At 68.1% G+C, this 13,863-nt stretch carries 16 protein-coding genes; 5 read left to right on the top strand and 11 right to left on the bottom strand.

Annotation, left to right across the window (positions count from 1 at the left end):
* Positions 1-43 precede the first annotated feature (43 nt).
* Complete coding sequence (locus AC2JAJ_RS08285) at positions 44-1,087, top strand: EamA family transporter (protein WP_486416218.1); 1,044 nt, start codon at positions 44-46, stop codon at positions 1,085-1,087.
* A gap of 103 nt (positions 1,088-1,190) precedes the next feature.
* On the opposite strand, the gene AC2JAJ_RS08290 is transcribed toward AC2JAJ_RS08285, so the two are convergent.
* Positions 1,191-1,457, bottom strand: coding sequence for a WXG100 family type VII secretion target (locus AC2JAJ_RS08290; protein ID WP_221384379.1), 267 nt, complete (start codon positions 1,455-1,457; stop codon positions 1,191-1,193).
* A gap of 214 nt (positions 1,458-1,671) precedes the next feature.
* Between AC2JAJ_RS08290 and AC2JAJ_RS08295 the strand changes: the two genes are divergently transcribed.
* A complete protein-coding gene (locus AC2JAJ_RS08295; RefSeq protein ID WP_221384378.1) occupies positions 1,672-1,944 on the top strand; it encodes a DUF2277 domain-containing protein in 273 nt (90 codons plus the stop codon).
* Positions 1,945-1,947: 3 nt separating this feature from the next.
* Here the strand turns inward: AC2JAJ_RS08295 and AC2JAJ_RS08300 are convergent, their stop codons facing one another.
* The 6 genes from AC2JAJ_RS08300 to AC2JAJ_RS08325 all read right to left on the bottom strand — a co-directional run bounded on the left by AC2JAJ_RS08300 (position 1,948) and on the right by AC2JAJ_RS08325 (position 7,341).
* Positions 1,948-4,221: a heavy metal translocating P-type ATPase gene (locus tag AC2JAJ_RS08300; RefSeq protein ID WP_486416217.1), complete on the bottom strand. Its 2,274-nt coding sequence runs from the start codon at positions 4,219-4,221 to the stop codon at positions 1,948-1,950.
* Positions 4,222-4,264: 43 nt separating this feature from the next.
* Positions 4,265-4,504 (bottom strand): heavy-metal-associated domain-containing protein, encoded by a 240-nt coding sequence (locus tag AC2JAJ_RS08305; protein ID WP_486416216.1) that lies wholly within the window; start codon positions 4,502-4,504, stop codon positions 4,265-4,267.
* 51 nt (positions 4,505-4,555) lie between these two features.
* Complete coding sequence (locus tag AC2JAJ_RS08310) at positions 4,556-4,915, bottom strand: metal-sensitive transcriptional regulator (protein WP_486416215.1); 360 nt, start codon at positions 4,913-4,915, stop codon at positions 4,556-4,558.
* 279 nt (positions 4,916-5,194) lie between these two features.
* Positions 5,195-5,710 carry a universal stress protein gene (locus AC2JAJ_RS08315; protein ID WP_486416214.1) on the bottom strand — a complete coding sequence of 172 codons (516 nt, stop codon included), beginning with the start codon at positions 5,708-5,710 and terminating at the stop codon, positions 5,195-5,197.
* Positions 5,711-5,765: 55 nt separating this feature from the next.
* Complete coding sequence (locus AC2JAJ_RS08320; protein ID WP_486416213.1) at positions 5,766-6,527, bottom strand: class F sortase; 762 nt, start codon at positions 6,525-6,527, stop codon at positions 5,766-5,768.
* Positions 6,528-6,633: 106 nt separating this feature from the next.
* Positions 6,634-7,341 carry a hypothetical protein gene (locus tag AC2JAJ_RS08325; protein WP_501053445.1) on the bottom strand — a complete coding sequence of 236 codons (708 nt, stop codon included), beginning with the start codon at positions 7,339-7,341 and terminating at the stop codon, positions 6,634-6,636.
* Positions 7,342-7,622: 281 nt separating this feature from the next.
* Between AC2JAJ_RS08325 and AC2JAJ_RS08330 the strand changes: the two genes are divergently transcribed.
* From AC2JAJ_RS08330 to AC2JAJ_RS08340, 3 genes are read left to right on the top strand one after another with little or no spacing between them, the layout of a single operon-like run.
* Positions 7,623-7,823, top strand: a complete 201-nt coding sequence (locus AC2JAJ_RS08330) for a hypothetical protein (RefSeq protein ID WP_221384371.1) — start codon at positions 7,623-7,625, stop codon at positions 7,821-7,823.
* 57 nt (positions 7,824-7,880) lie between these two features.
* A complete protein-coding gene (locus AC2JAJ_RS08335; protein WP_486416211.1) occupies positions 7,881-8,987 on the top strand; it encodes a WD40/YVTN/BNR-like repeat-containing protein in 1,107 nt (368 codons plus the stop codon).
* Complete coding sequence (locus tag AC2JAJ_RS08340) at positions 8,947-9,267, top strand: MoaD/ThiS family protein (protein WP_260323248.1); 321 nt, start codon at positions 8,947-8,949, stop codon at positions 9,265-9,267. The genes AC2JAJ_RS08335 and AC2JAJ_RS08340 overlap by 41 nt, the downstream gene beginning before the upstream one ends.
* 92 nt (positions 9,268-9,359) lie before the next feature.
* Here the strand turns inward: AC2JAJ_RS08340 and AC2JAJ_RS08345 are convergent, their stop codons facing one another.
* The 4 genes from AC2JAJ_RS08345 to AC2JAJ_RS08360 form a co-directional block, all read right to left on the bottom strand.
* Positions 9,360-9,596, bottom strand: coding sequence for a hypothetical protein (locus AC2JAJ_RS08345; RefSeq protein WP_221384368.1), 237 nt, complete (start codon positions 9,594-9,596; stop codon positions 9,360-9,362).
* Between the two features lie 106 nt (positions 9,597-9,702).
* Positions 9,703-10,953 carry a pyridoxal phosphate-dependent aminotransferase gene (locus tag AC2JAJ_RS08350; protein ID WP_221384367.1) on the bottom strand — a complete coding sequence of 417 codons (1,251 nt, stop codon included), beginning with the start codon at positions 10,951-10,953 and terminating at the stop codon, positions 9,703-9,705.
* Positions 10,954-10,988: 35 nt separating this feature from the next.
* Positions 10,989-12,683 carry an alpha-amylase family protein gene (locus AC2JAJ_RS08355; protein WP_486416210.1) on the bottom strand — a complete coding sequence of 565 codons (1,695 nt, stop codon included), beginning with the start codon at positions 12,681-12,683 and terminating at the stop codon, positions 10,989-10,991.
* Positions 12,680-13,720, bottom strand: a complete 1,041-nt coding sequence (locus AC2JAJ_RS08360) for a TIGR03885 family FMN-dependent LLM class oxidoreductase (protein ID WP_486416209.1) — start codon at positions 13,718-13,720, stop codon at positions 12,680-12,682. Before AC2JAJ_RS08360 ends, AC2JAJ_RS08355 begins: the two co-directional genes overlap by 4 nt.
* Positions 13,721-13,863: the final 143 nt, after the last annotated feature.

Below are 13,863 nucleotides of genomic sequence, written 5' to 3' on the forward strand. Positions count from 1 at the left end.
TGTCATGACCATTACCCCACTTTACTCCTGACAGGAGGCGACGGTGCCTGCCGCCAACAACAGCCACACCCATCACCCCGGCGTCCCCAGCGCGCAGCGCAGCGTCCTCGCGTCCGGCCTTGGCATCGCGCTCTTCTCGTCCGCAGTCTTCGGCCTTTCGGGCTCCTTCGCCAAGGCCCTCCTGGAAACCGGCTGGTCGCCGGGTGCGGCAGTCACCGCCCGGCTCACGGGGGCAGCCCTGATCCTTGCCATTCCGGCCGGGTACGCCCTCCGCGGCCGCTGGCACCAGTTGCGGAACAACTGGATCACCATCCTGCTGTTCGGGGTCATCGGGGTGGCGGCGTGCCAGCTGTTCTACTTCAACGCGGTGGCCCGGCTGTCCGTGGGCGTCGCGCTGCTCCTTGAGTACCTGGCGCCGGTGATCATCGTCCTGTGGCTTTGGGCGGCCAGCCGTAAGCGGCCCCGGGTGCTGACCTTCGGCGGAACGCTGCTGTCCCTGGCTGGCCTGGTGCTGGTGCTGGACCTGACGGGCGCGGTCAAGGTGGACCTGGTGGGTGTCCTTTGGGGCGCCGCGGCGGCCGTTTGCCTGGCCATCTACTTCTTCATCACCGCCAAGGAGAACGACACCCTGCCACCTATCGTGCTGGCCTCCGGCGGGCTGATGGTTGGCGCCCTGGTCATGTGGCTTGCCGGCGCCACGGGTCTGCTCCCCATGGCGTTCAGCACGGCGGACACCAGGCTGGGGCCATGGACCACGCCATGGTGGGTCTCCCTCGCGGGGCTGGTGGTCCTGGCCACCGTCCTGGCCTACGTCTCGGGCATCATGGCCGCCCGGGCCCTCGGTTCCAAGGTGGCATCCTTCGTATCCCTGACGGAAGTCCTTTTCGCCGTCCTGTGGGCGTGGCTGCTGCTTGGCGAGCTGCCGGGCCCCATCCAGCTGCTCGGCGGCGTGCTTATCGTGGGCGGGGTCATCCTGGTCCGGCTCGACGAGCTGCGGAGCGCAGCTGCGGCAGCGGGCGGAGCTGCGGCGGCTCTCCAGGCGGCGTCCCCGCTGGAACACGCGAACGACGTCGAACCCGTCCCTTAGGCCCGGCCGCCGCGTTCCAGGCGGGTCATCCCTTTAAAAGCCAGGGGTCCGGGCACCTTGCGGTGCCCGGACCCCTGGCGGCGGCAGTCCTGCCGCGAAGGCGTTAGCCCTGGGAGGCCTGGCTCTGCTGCTCGGCGTTGCGCTTGGCCTGTGCGCCGGCGTCCTTCAGGGCTTCGGCAACCTTGGTCAGCATGGTGGTGTGGGTACCGGACCATTCCTGGCGGAACTTGTCCGCGTCCGGGCCCTTCCAGTCGGTGCCGCTCAGAACCTTGGTGAGAGTGGACTTCTGCGTCTCGATCTCGGACGCACCTGCCTGAAGCTTGCTGCCGAGCTGGCGAAGCTGCTCAACGTCTGCACCCCAAATAGCCATCAGTTTCTCCTTGTTAGGTAGTGGATCCGAACCAGGTCGGCATCCCCAGCGGCCTCCCGGCCTATCCGGAAGATCCATTGCCTAAAACCTACCCCGGCGTCCGAAAGAGTGTCGATGGGCACCCCTGCCCATGCCGGACTCCCCATGAACGGTCCCGGTGACGGGACGGGAGGAGGGGTCGATTCCAGGCGTCGGAAGAGCCTAGCATGGCGGTATGTGCCGGAATATCCGAACCCTCCACAACTTTGAACCCCACGCCACCTCCGAGGAAGTGCATGCCGCAGCGCTGCAGTACGTCCGGAAGATCAGCGGCAGTACCAAGCCGTCCAAGGCCAACCAGGAGGCTTTCGACGAGGCGGTACACGAGATCGCACACATCACCCAGCACCTGCTGGACTCCCTCGTGACGCAGGCGCCACCGAAGGACCGGGAGGCCGAGGCTGCCAAGGCCCGGGCGCGCGCCGCGGTGCGGTACGGCGCGGCCTGAGGCTCAGCCCTGCGGCTTCCCGAAGCTGCGCAGCCGCAGGGAGTTGGCTACCACGAGCACGGAACTGGCAGCCATCGCTCCGCCTGCGATCATGGGGTTGAGCAGGCCCAGGGCGGCCACCGGGATGCCCACCGCGTTGTAGAAGAAGGCCCAGAACAGGTTGGTCTTGATGGTGCCCAAGGTCCGCCGGGACAGCTCGATGGCCTGTGCCACCTGCGCCAGGTTGTTGCCCATCACGGTGAGGTCCGCCGCTTCGATGGCGACGTCGGTTCCGGACCCCATGGCGATGCCAAGGTCAGCCTGCGCCAGGGCAGCCGCATCGTTGACGCCGTCCCCGGCCATGGCCACGGTGGCGCCGGCGGCCTGCAGCCTCCGCACCGCCTCCACCTTCCCCTCGGGCAGGACGCCGGCATAGACATCCTCCGGAGCGATTCCGACGGCGGCAGCCACCTGCACGGCGACGGCAGCATTGTCTCCGGTCAACAGGATGGGCCGCAGCCCCAGCGACTTCAGGCGGGCAACGGCGGCAGCGGAACCGTCCTTCACGGTGTCACGCAGGCTGATAATTCCGGCAGGCTTCCCCGCCACGGCAACGCAGATGGCCGTGGCGCCGGATTTTTCCGCCGCGGCGAGGGCGGCCCGGTGGCCTGGCTCCGGGGTGATCCCGTTCTGCTCCAGCCAGCCGAGGCGGCCTGCGAGGACGGTCCTGCCCTCCACGGTTCCCGACACGCCGCCGCCCGGCGCGGAACTGAAGCCCTGCACGGAAGGCAAGGGGCCGCCGTCGTCGGCTGATTCCCCGGCGGCCGCGGCGATGGCCCGTGCCACCGGATGCTCCGAGGCGGCCTCAACGCTACCGGCAAGCCGGAGGACTTCCCGCTCCTGGAAGCCGTCGAACGTTAGGGTGCTGTCCACGGCGAGGACCCCGGTGGTCACGGTCCCGGTCTTGTCGAGCAGGATGGTGTCCACGGTCCGCGTGTCCTCCAGGACCTGGGGGCCCTTGATCAGGATGCCCAGCTGGGCCCCGCGCCCGGTGCCGGTCAGGAGGCCCACCGGGGTGGCCAGGCCGAGGGCGCAGGGGCAGGCGATGACCAGGACGGCGACGGCGGCGGTGAAGGCCTGCTGCAAGTGTCCGCTGCCGGTGCCTGCGCCGGGGAACAGGAGCCAGAGGACGAACGTCACCGCGGCGATGGCCAGGACCACCGGAACGAAGACTGAGCTGACCCGGTCTGCGAGGCGGGCGATGGGTGCCTTGCCGGTTTGGGCCTCGGATACCAGGCGTGCCATCTGGGCCAGGGTGGTTTCGGCGCCCACCCGGGTGGCCCTGACCAGCAGGCGGCCGGAGGTGTTGATGGTGGCGCCTGTGACCCTGCTGCCCGGCCCCACCTCGACCGGTACGGATTCGCCGGTGACCAGGGAGGCGTCCACGGCGGAGTTGCCGTCGATGACGACGCCGTCGGTGGCGATCTTCCCGCCCGGACGCACTACCAGCACGTCGTCCACCTGCAGCAGGTCCGCGGGAATGGTTACCTCACCGCCGGAACGCAGTACGGTGGCATCCTTCGCTCCCAGGTGCAGCAGGGCCTGGAGGGCATCGCCGGCTTTCTGCTTGGCGTTGGCCTCGAGGTACCTGCCAAGGAGCAGGAAGGTGGTGACGACTGCTGCCACTTCGAAGTAGAGGCCGCCGGTTTCCATGCCTTCCATGCCGGGGTGCCGGGTCATCCCGGGATCGGCTGCCAGTTGCCAGGCGGAGAACAGGTAGGCGGCCGTCACGCCGATGGATACCAGGGTGTCCATCGTGGATGCCAGGTGCCGGGCGTTGATGGCCGCCGCCCGGTGGAATGGCCAGGCGGCCCAGGTCACCACCGGAAGCGCAAGGACAGCTGCCGCCCATCCCCAGTTGGGAAACTGGAAAGCGGGGAGCATGGAGACCAGGAACACCGGGACCGTCAGCACTGCGGCGACGATCAGGCGCGGGCGGAGTTTCGTGGCGGGGACCGCTGCCGCTGCAGGTGCCCTCTCTTCGACGGGTGGGTGCGGCGTGCGGACGCTCGCCTTGTAGCCCGCCGCGTTGACCGTATCCACCAGCTGCTCGTCGGTGATGCCTGCCGGGGCGGTGACGTAGGCGGACTCCAGCGGCAAGTTGACGGTGGCGGCCACGCCGTCAAGCTTGCCGAGTTTCTTCTCCACGCGGTTCACGCAGGAGGCGCACGTCATGCCCTCGATATCGAGTTCCACCACCCTGGTGCCGGGCGGATGCAGTAGTTCCTGGTGGGTCATGTCAGCTTCCGTGTCGATTGGTTCCTCCGGGTCGAGCGGGCGGCTAGGCCTCGCTGGCGACCACGAGGTAGCCCGCCTCCGCGACGGCCTCGCCGATCTCCGAAGGTGCGAGGTCCTTGCTGGACGTGATGGTGACAGTGGAGATGGCTCCGGCGTTCAGCTCGACGTCCACCGCTTCAACGCCTTCCAGCGCTTCGAGTTCCTCGGTGACTGCCGAGACGCAGTGGCCGCAGGTCATGCCGGAAACGCTGACGGTTGTGGTGGTGGGGGAGGTGGTGCTCACGGATTTCTCCTTCATTCAGAGCCGGCGGTTGCCTGCTGCGGGTGGTGGGTTTCAGCGGAGCAGCCGGCCGATGGCGTCGGCAGCTTCCTTGACTTTGGCGTCGATGGCTTCGGCACGGGCTTCCGGGTCCGGCTCCGAGGCCGCACCGACCACGCAATGGCCGATGTGCTCCTCGACGAGGCCGAGGCTGACCGCGTGCAGCGCCTTGGTGACGGCGGAGACCTGGGTGAGGATGTCGATGCAGTACTTGTCCTCATCGACCATGCGGGCAATGCCGCGCACCTGCCCCTCAATGCGTTTCAGCCGCCGCAGGTACGCGTCCTTGTTGCCTGTGTATCCGTGCTCCGCCGCTTGAGGTTCCTGCGCCGGCGGGGCTGGGGCCTGCAGGGCTGCTTCTTCGGTAGCGCTCATGCAGTCAACGTATACCCCTATAGGGTATAAGCGCAAGTACCCCCTAGGGGTATTCATGCGCGGAGCACAAAAAAGCTCCGGAGTGCGTTATTGGGGGATACGCACTCCGGAGCAGCTCTTGGGCATTTCCGGCTTCCACCGCTGGTGGTCCGGGCCTGCTGGATTTAGCTTACGGGCTGGCAGGGCGGTCCGCCAGCACCGCGAATAACTACTTTCGCTTTACTTTCAGAGGCCCGGAAAAAGGGTCCTTCCAGTCGCCGGACGCGGGGGACATGCTGGTCAACGCCGGTCCCCAGGGGCGGCCCTGTGGTAGGGAACCACCAGCACCGGCCTGCTTTGGTGGTGGCTCAGCCAGGCGCCCACCGACCCGTTCAGCGCCTCTGACAGGCGGTGGGAAAAACCGCGTTCGGAGGTTCCCACGATGATCATCGGCGCTTCCACTTCCGCCGCGAGCCGGCCCAGTGACCGGGCGGGATCGCCGCTGAGGGTCCGCAGCGTCCACTCGACAGCCGGACCCCTGGGCGCGGCCGCCTCGAGTGCATCCTGGATTTGTGCCTCCAGCCCCGTGGTCAGGGTCCGAAGTTCCTCCACTCCTGCGTCCCGCCGCAGCGACAGCCGGTGCGCGGAGCGGGCCGGGTCCCAGTCCACCAGATAGCTGGCTTCGTCCACATAGGCGCACACCATCGGCGCGCCCAATCCGGCAGCAAGCCCGGCCGCGGCCTGCAGGACTTCCGGGTGCTGCCGGGGCATGATGCCCACCAGCAGCGGCTTGCCCTTGAAGTGATCGGATGTCATGACGCCCATTTTCCGCCCCGGGGGGCTGCGTGAACAGGTGCTTCAGCGCTCGCGGCTAGGAAGCAGACGGGTATGCGGTTACTACTACGTTCCTGCCCCACGGGTCCTCCGTGAAGCAGCTGATGAGGACCAGCCGGTTGGGCACCATGTCCCAGACGGGGCTGTCCTTGAGGCTGGATTTGTCGTAGGTACTGACGCTTTCAACGCGGTAGCTGATGGTGCCGGCCGCCGTGGCGACGTCGAATTGGTCGCCGGCCGCCGCTGCCGAACTGAGGTGGTTGAAGGGCGCATCCGCGCCTTCCCAGCTGTGGCCGATGACGTACGTGGTGTTGCCGGACCCGCTGCCCGGGACACCGAACGCGGTCAGCCAGTAGCCGTCCTTCGTGGCGGGCGGCTCGATGGTCCGGCTGGACTGGGCGGTGCCATCGACGTCCAGCGGGTGGACAACGACGTCGAACGCGGCGGACGGGTAGTAGATGCGGACGGGAGGTGCTGCCGGCGGGAGCACCGCTTCAGGCCCTGCCGCCTGGCCCGCGGCCGCCAGGCCCGTGGGCGCTGCGCCGGTGGGCGCTGCGCCGGTGGGCGTTGCGGCCTCCACTGATGGAACGGTGGCCGCCGGAGCAGCGTCAGTGAAGCGGGAGCTCGCTGCCGCCCGGGTATCCTGCGGTGCCGGCTGCGGCTGATGGAACAAGGGAGCGCCGAAGGTGAACAACAGGAAGGCGAGCACGCCGCAGAAAAGGATTGCGAGATCGCCGCCGTTCCAACGGCGCCAGCGCCGGGATTGGGCAGCCGCGTGTTTGCTGCGTTCCTTGGTCATCGTGCTCCTGACGCCCCGGGCGGGAGGTGGAAGGAAGGCGCCCTGCCGGGCACTGGCAGGACGCCTTCCTTGTCGACGGGCCACGCGTGGTGGCAGTTTCGGTGCCCTAGCCGGCGGTGTGAGGCGAGGGGGACCTGCGGCGGACGGCCACCGCCGCGCCCGCGGCAGCCAGGGCTCCCACGCCGGCGAGCCAGGCGGGCGGGGCGTCCTGGCCACCCACCGCGGTCTGCGCGTTGTATCCCTCGTTCGTTCCCACGACGGCTTTTGCGGCCGGGGCCGCTGCTGCCTGCTGCCCGGCCGGAGCCTTCTGCACGGCCGGAGCTTTCTGCGCGGCCGGAGCTTTCTGCGCGGCAGGAACCTGGGCGGCTGCCTGCTGGGCAGGGGCTGCCGCGGGTTCGACCGCCGCAGGCGATTGAACCGGAGCCGACTCGACCACGGGTGTTTCCGCGGGCGGGGACGCCGCCGGGGGATCGACGACGGCGGGCTGCTGTTCGGCAGGCGGCGTCGCCGGGGAGGTGGCCGGAGGCGTGACGACGGCGGGTGGAACCACCACCGCCGGAGCCTGGCAGCCGTTGGCGAGCGTGGCTTTGCCGGCGCTCCAGTTCAGGCCGTCCGGCATCCCAGGGCCAGGGGGAATGATGTCATTGGGATGTGTGTCGTGGCCGTTGAAGCCGGAGTCATCAATGGTGACGGTGAGGTAGCCGTTTCCGATCGCGTGGCAGAACGTCTTGTTGTTGGCATCTGCGATGGCGGGCGCCGCGACGGCCAGTGCCGCCAGGCCCACCGCCCCTAGTGTTGCCATGGTGCGTTTCATGTTTTTCTCCCCAGATTTGTGGTGAAACGGACCCTGCAGGCGGGGCGGCGGCGGTTGTGCCGTGGGCCCCAGCAACACGGTCAGCTTGCTTGAGGTTTCAGGCTAGGGGCGCCCCCTGAAGCAGTCGCGAGTAGGGAATACTCGTCTTTTTCCGGCGCCGGGCAGGCCGGGTCACTTGCCGGTACCCTAAACGCCGCGCTGGCTACCTGTTCCTGCCGGCCGGACCTTGTCCACCACCATGCCCGCGCCTAACGTTGAAGGTGACGGAAGGCGGGTGGCTCGTGGAAATTTTCATGTGGTGGCTGGACCTGGACCTCCCCACCAAGGAGTGGCTGCGGGAGAACCTCTATGCGGAGGAATTGCCGCTGGCAGTGCTGCAGGGCATTGCAGAGGCCGGCGGACCGCATCCGGACAACCCGGCCGCGGCGCTGACCACTGCGGACTGGGACTTCATCCAGACGCAGTCGGAGTTCGTGGACTGACTGCCTGCCAGGGATAGGCCCTGAAAACCGTTGCGGCCAGCCCGCAGCGGTGGTTGCATGGTGCGCATGGCAACGGCGGCGAAATTTCTCCTGGCAATTGGCACCAAAAAAGGACTGTGGCTGGCTACCAGCCAGGACCGGCGGGCGTGGTCCTTCACCGGGCCCCACTTCCTGATGTCGGAGATTCCCAGCATTGGGATCGACACCAGGGAAGGCCGCACCCGGATCCTGGTGGGTGTCCGCAGCCCGCACTGGGGACCAACCGTCGCGCACTCGGACGACCTGGGCGCCACCTGGACGGAGCCCGAGCAGGGCGCCATCAAGTTCCCCGAGGACACCGGCGCGGCGCTGGAGCGGGTTTGGCAGATCTATCCGGACGCCGGTTCCCGCCCCGGAGTGGTGTGGGCCGGAGCCGAACCCATTTCCGTCTGGAAGTCCACCGACGGCGGCGAACACTTCGAGCTGAACCGCGGCCTGTGGGACCATCCCCACCGCAGCGAATGGGGTGCCGGCTACGGCGGTGCGGCGGCCCATTCGATCGTGGTCCACCCGGACGGGGAAACTGTCCACGTCGCCATGAGCACCGGCGGCGTCTACCGTTCGCTCGATGCCGGCACCTCCTGGGAGGCGCGCAACCGCGGCATCTCCGCCTACTTCATGCCGGACCCGAATCCGGAGTTCGGCCAGTGCGTCCACAAGATTGCCGCGGACGCGGCTGCGGACGGGCGGCTGTACGCCCAGAACCACCACGGCGTCTACCGCACCGACGACAACGCGGACACGTGGACGTCGATCGCGGAGGGCCTCCCAGCGGACTTCGGTTTCGTGATGCTGGCCCATCCCCGCCGGGCCGGCACCGCGTGGGTCATTCCGCTGAAGGCAGACGGCGAACGCATTCCGCCGGACGGGAAGCTCGCCGTCCACCGCACGGAGGACGCAGGCGAAACCTGGACGCGGCTCAGCACCGGTCTCCCGGAGCATGAATACAACAGCATCCTTCGGGACGCGGCATCGGTGGATGCGGCGGAACCGGCCGGAGTGTACTTCGGTACCCGGGGCGGAAGCGTCTACGCCAGCGCGGATGAGGGCGGAACGTTCGCGGAGGTGGCGTCCCACCTGCCGGATGTCCTGTGTGTCAGGGCGGCCGTGGTTGCCGGTGCCTGAGGTTTCGCTGGTGCTTCCCAGCGTGCTGCAGCCCCTGGCCGGCGGGCAGTCCGTACTGACTGCACCCGCCGGCGGCCCAATGACGGTGCGGGAGCTGCTTGATGCTGTTGCCGCGGAGTACGCAGTCCTGGGCCGGCGGCTGCGGGACGAGACCGGCGCCCTGCGGCGGTTCGTCAACATTTACGTCGGCGGGGACGAGGTGCGGCGGCTGAAAGGCCTGGAGACCGAGGTGGAACCGGGACAGGAAGTCCTGGTGATCCAGTCGGTGGCCGGCGGCTGAAGGCGGGAAAGGGGGCTGTCAGGCGGCGGGCAGTCCTTACTGACTACGCCCGCCGCCATGGCAACCAGGGCAGAGGCCGGGACGGGTGGCGCTCAGGCGACGCGCCACACGCTGCATTCGTCGGTATTGATTGCCTTGCGCAGGCCGGTGAGGCGGTCCAGGATCCAGACGACGCCGATGCCCGGCGCGGTCTCCTGGACGCTGCCGCGGCGGATCACGACGTCGTCGTACGAGGGGCCCACGGAGAGGCGGGCTTCGATTTCGTCACCGCGGCGGAGCTGGTCCAGGGCGCGGACTCTGGTTACATGCGTGGTCGCTTTCTTCAACATGGCGGGGCCTCCTGGCTGGGGCTGGTGCCGGCTCTTGCCTGCACTACCAGTGTGGCGGCGCAATGTTGCGTACCGGTTTCCCCGCTGTTAGGGACCGGTTAGTTCTTCAATCCGCCACTGTTTCCAGCTCGTAGGCCGCGCCGCGGTTGCGGTAGGCGGCCAGGAACGTGGAGATCCGGCGGACCGCTTCCTCGATCTCCCGCACCGACGGCAGGATGACGAAGCGGAAATGGTCCGGCGTGGGCCAGTTGAAGGCGGAGCCGTGGGAGACCAGGATCTTCTGGTCCTGCAGGAGGTCCAGGACAAACTGTTCGTCGCTGTCGATGGGGTAGAGCTCCGGGTCCAGCCTGGGGAACAGGTACATGGCCCCCGATGCCGGGACGCACGTCACGCCGGGAATGGCAGTCAGGAGCTTGTGCGCCAGGTCCCGTTGCTCGCGCAGCCGGCCGCCCGGCTTCACCAGCGCCTCGATGCTTTGGTAGCCGCCGAGGCAGGTCTGGATCGCGTGCTGGGCAGGAACGTTGGCGCACAGGCGCAGCGAGGCCAGCAGCTCCAGGCCCTCCCGGTAGGCGGCGGTGGCGGCCAGCGGCCCTGTGATGGCCACCCAGCCCGCGCGGTAGCCGGGCATCCGGTAGGCCTTGGACAGGCCGCTGAAGGTCAGGCAGCACACGTCCTCGGCCACGGCGGCAGTGTGGATATGCTTGGCGTCTTCGTACAGCACCTTCTCGTAGATCTCGTCGGAGAACAGCACCAGGTTGTGCTTTCGCGCCAGGGCCGCGAACTGTTCAAGGATGTGGCGCGGGTAGACGGCACCGGTGGGATTGTTCGGATTGATGATCACGATGCCCTTGGTGCGGCTGGTGATCTTTGCTTCCACATCGGCCATGTCCGGCCACCAGTTCTCCGCCTCATCGCAGAGGTAGTGCACGGGCTTGCCGCCGGTGAGGGTCACGGCGGCGGTCCACAGAGGGTAGTCCGGGGCGGGGACCAGGATCTGGTCGCCGTTTTCCATGAACGCCTGCAGGCACATGGAGATCAGTTCGCTGACGCCGTTGCCGATCACGATGTCCTCGACCCCGATGTTCATCAGGCCGCGGGTCTGGTAGTACTGCGAGATCGCTGTCCTCGCGGTGAAGATGCCCTTCGAGTCGCTGTAGCCTTGGGCGCCGCGCAGGTGGTGGATCATGTCCACCACCACGGACTCCGGCGCTTCCAGGCCGAACGGCGCCGTGTCCCCGAGGTTCATCTTCAGGATCCGGTGTCCTTCGGCCTCCATGTTCTTGGCTGCCTGGAGGATCGGCCCCCGGAGCTCGTACCGGACGTTCTGGAGTTTGCTGGAGTGCTGCATGGGGCGCATGGTTGATTTTTTCACACCCGGACGACGGGCGCCTCCTACGGTGCCAGCCGGTCGCCTTTGCGGTGCACCCGGCACCAGCGGTAGCCGTAGCGCCCCAGTTCCACCTGGAAGCTGCCGTCGGGCTCCAGGGGTGCGTTGCCGCCGTCGAACAGGTCCAGCAGCATGGCGTTCCGGTAGGCCTGGCGCGGACCGTCCTCCGGTCCCACCCTTCCACTGACTTTCACCGGATCCTCGCCGAGGTTGTGCAACAGCACCAGCGTGCCGCCGTCGGAACTGCACGTATGGGCGAACACCGCCGGTTCCGGCTGGTCGATGATCTCGAACGCGCCCCACCCCAGCTCCGGCGCCTCGCGGTAGCGCGCGATCAGCGTGGCCATGAAGTAGAACAGCGATTCCGGGTCCCGCTTGCCCGCCGCGGCGTTGACGTTCTCCGGCCCGTACCCGCCCCGCACCAGGGGCGCCACCAGGTCCGATGCCTTGGCGCTGGAGAAGCCGCCGTTCTTTTCGTTGCTCCACTGCATGGGCGTCCGCACCGCGGCCCGGCCCTTCTGCCGCAGGTCCTCGCCCATGCCCAGTTCCTCACCGTAGAAGAGCACAGGCGTGCCGGGGAGGGAGAACATCAGCGAGTACACCATCCGCAGGCGCTCCTGGTCCCCGCCCAGCATTGGAGGCAGCCTCCGCCGCAGGCCCCGGCCGTAGATCTGCATGTTCTTCTCCGGCCCGAACGCGGCAAAGACCTCCTGGCGCTCGCCGTCGCTGAGCTTGTCCAGGGTGAGCTCATCATGGTTCCGCACGAACATGGCCCATTGGTTGTCCGGGTGGATGGGCGGGCGGCTCTTGAGCGTCTCCGCCAGCGGCCGCGCGTCCTGCCTGGCCAGGGACAGGTAGATATGCTGCATCGACATGAAGTCGAACTGCATGTTCAGCTCGTTGCCCTCCCGACCGCCGAAGTACTCCAGCTGCTCCTTGTAGGGCAGGTTCACCTCGCCCAGCAGCACGGCGCTGCCGTTGCGGCGGTTGACGAAGCTGCGCAGGGCGCTGAGGTAGGCGTGGGGGTCGATGTTGGCGGCCCGGTCCTTTGGCTCACCGCGGGTCTCCAGGAAGAACGGCACGGCGTCCAGCCGGAAACCGTCCAGCCCCAGCTCCAGCCAGAGCCCCATGGCCTTGGCGATCTGGTCCCTTACCTGCGGGTTGGTCACGTTCAGGTCCGGCTGGTACTTGGCGAACATGTGCAAATACCACTCGCCCGTGGCTTCGTCCTGCGTCCACAGCGAGTTCTCCTCCCCGGGGAACACCACCTCGGAGGACGTGTCCGGGGGAGTGTCCTGCCGCCACACGTAGAAGTCGCGGTAGGGGTTGTCGGTCGATTTCCGGGCCTCAATGAACCAGGGGTGGTGGTCGGAGGTGTGGTTCACCACGAAGTCTGCGATGACCCGCATGCCCCGGTCCTTGGCGGCGCGGATGAACTCCACCAGGTCACCCAGGGTGCCGAGCCGCCGGTCCACGTTGAAGAAGTCGGTGACGTCGTAGCCGTCGTCCCGGTCCGGCGACGGGTAGAACGGCATCAGCCAGATGCAGGTCACGCCCAGGGCGGCGAGGTAGTCCACGCGCTGGGTGAGGCCGGCGAAATCGCCGGTGCCGTCGCCGTCGTCGTCAAAGAACGTCTCCACATCCAGGCAATAGATGACGGCGTTCTTCCACCACAGGTCGGAGGTCTCGGCGATCCTCATGCGGAAGCGTCCGACGCCGGGTTGGCAGCCGCCGCCGCCAGTTGCGGTTCCGCGGCGGTGCCGGAAGGGGTGCTTCCGGGGGTGCGCAGCTGCGGGAGCACGTCGGCGGCGAACGCATCGATGAAGGGCGCCTGCTCCTGCCCCACGAAGTGCAGGTACAGCTCGTCGAAGCCCAGCTCCACGTATTCGGACAGCCACTCAACGTGCCGGGCAAGACTGGCCGAGACGTTGACCGAGGCCCGGACCTGTTCCTCGCGCACATGCGCGGCGACGCCGTCGAAATGCCCTGCGGTGGGCAGGTCCCAGGGGACGGGCGGGGCGAACGTGTTGGTCCGCCACTGGTCCAGCGCGATCGCTGCCGCCGCCTCCTCGCGGCCGGCCCAGGACAGGTGGACCTGCAGCACCGCCTTCCCCTTGCCGCCGGCCTCCCGGTAGGCGGAGAGCATGTCCCGAAGCTTCGCCGCCGGCTGGTTGATGGTCACCAGCCCATCAGCCCAGGCCGCAGCCCTCCTGGCAGTGTCCACGCTGATGGCGGGCGCAATGAGCGGCGGCGGGGAACCGAGGACATCCCAGATCCGCGCCTGCTCCACGGTGACCAGGCCCCGGTGGGTGACCTCCTCGCCGCGGTGCAGCCGACGGATCACGTCCACGCACTCCTCCAGCCGGCGCTGCCGGACGTCCTTCGGCGGCCAGGGGTCCCCCGTGACGTGCTCATTCATGTTCTCGCCGCTGCCGGGGGCGAACCAGAACCTGCCCGGGAACATGGAGGCCAGCGTCGCTGAGGCGTGGGCGATGATGGCCGGGTGGTAGCGCTGGCCGGGCGCGGTCACCACGCCGAACCGCAGGCCGGTGGTGGCCAGCGCCGCGCCCAGCCAGGACCAGGCGAAGCCGGAGTGTCCCTGCCGTGCGGACCAGGGCTCGATGTGGTCCGAGCACATGGCCGCGTCGAAGCCCGCGCGCTCGGCGTGCTGGACGTCCTTGAGCAGCTGGCCAGGGCTGATCTGTTCATGCGATGCGTGAAATCCGACAGTAACCATCGTTAACCTCTACCGTCCGGGCAGGTACTGTGTCGAGGGTCCCGGGGTTTTCCGGTCCGGACGCGGCGCAACGCCGCCTGCCCTCACTTGTCGGATAAGTTTATGACTTGTACTACTGCGCTTCGCCGAAGGCCTGCGCAGGC

The organism is Arthrobacter sp. MOO21 (assembly GCF_057369995.2).

Coding starts and splice junctions, on each gene's coding strand:
- AC2JAJ_RS08290 (WP_221384379.1), bottom strand. CDS start 1,457: ATGGCTATTTGGGGTGCAGACGTTGAGCAGCTTCGCCAGCTCGGCAGC.
- AC2JAJ_RS08295 (WP_221384378.1), top strand. CDS start 1,672: ATGTGCCGGAATATCCGAACCCTCCACAACTTTGAACCCCACGCCACC.
- AC2JAJ_RS08300 (WP_486416217.1), bottom strand. CDS start 4,221: ATGACCCACCAGGAACTACTGCATCCGCCCGGCACCAGGGTGGTGGAA.
- AC2JAJ_RS08310 (WP_486416215.1), bottom strand. CDS start 4,915: ATGAGCGCTACCGAAGAAGCAGCCCTGCAGGCCCCAGCCCCGCCGGCG.
- AC2JAJ_RS08315 (WP_486416214.1), bottom strand. CDS start 5,710: ATGACATCCGATCACTTCAAGGGCAAGCCGCTGCTGGTGGGCATCATG.
- AC2JAJ_RS08320 (WP_486416213.1), bottom strand. CDS start 6,527: ATGACCAAGGAACGCAGCAAACACGCGGCTGCCCAATCCCGGCGCTGG.
- AC2JAJ_RS08325 (WP_501053445.1), bottom strand. CDS start 7,341: ATGAAACGCACCATGGCAACACTAGGGGCGGTGGGCCTGGCGGCACTG.
- AC2JAJ_RS08335 (WP_486416211.1), top strand. CDS start 7,881: ATGGTGCGCATGGCAACGGCGGCGAAATTTCTCCTGGCAATTGGCACC.
- AC2JAJ_RS08340 (WP_260323248.1), top strand. CDS start 8,947: ATGTCCTGTGTGTCAGGGCGGCCGTGGTTGCCGGTGCCTGAGGTTTCG.
- AC2JAJ_RS08345 (WP_221384368.1), bottom strand. CDS start 9,596: ATGTTGAAGAAAGCGACCACGCATGTAACCAGAGTCCGCGCCCTGGAC.
- AC2JAJ_RS08350 (WP_221384367.1), bottom strand. CDS start 10,953: ATGCGCCCCATGCAGCACTCCAGCAAACTCCAGAACGTCCGGTACGAG.
- AC2JAJ_RS08355 (WP_486416210.1), bottom strand. CDS start 12,683: ATGAGGATCGCCGAGACCTCCGACCTGTGGTGGAAGAACGCCGTCATC.
- AC2JAJ_RS08360 (WP_486416209.1), bottom strand. CDS start 13,720: ATGGTTACTGTCGGATTTCACGCATCGCATGAACAGATCAGCCCTGGC.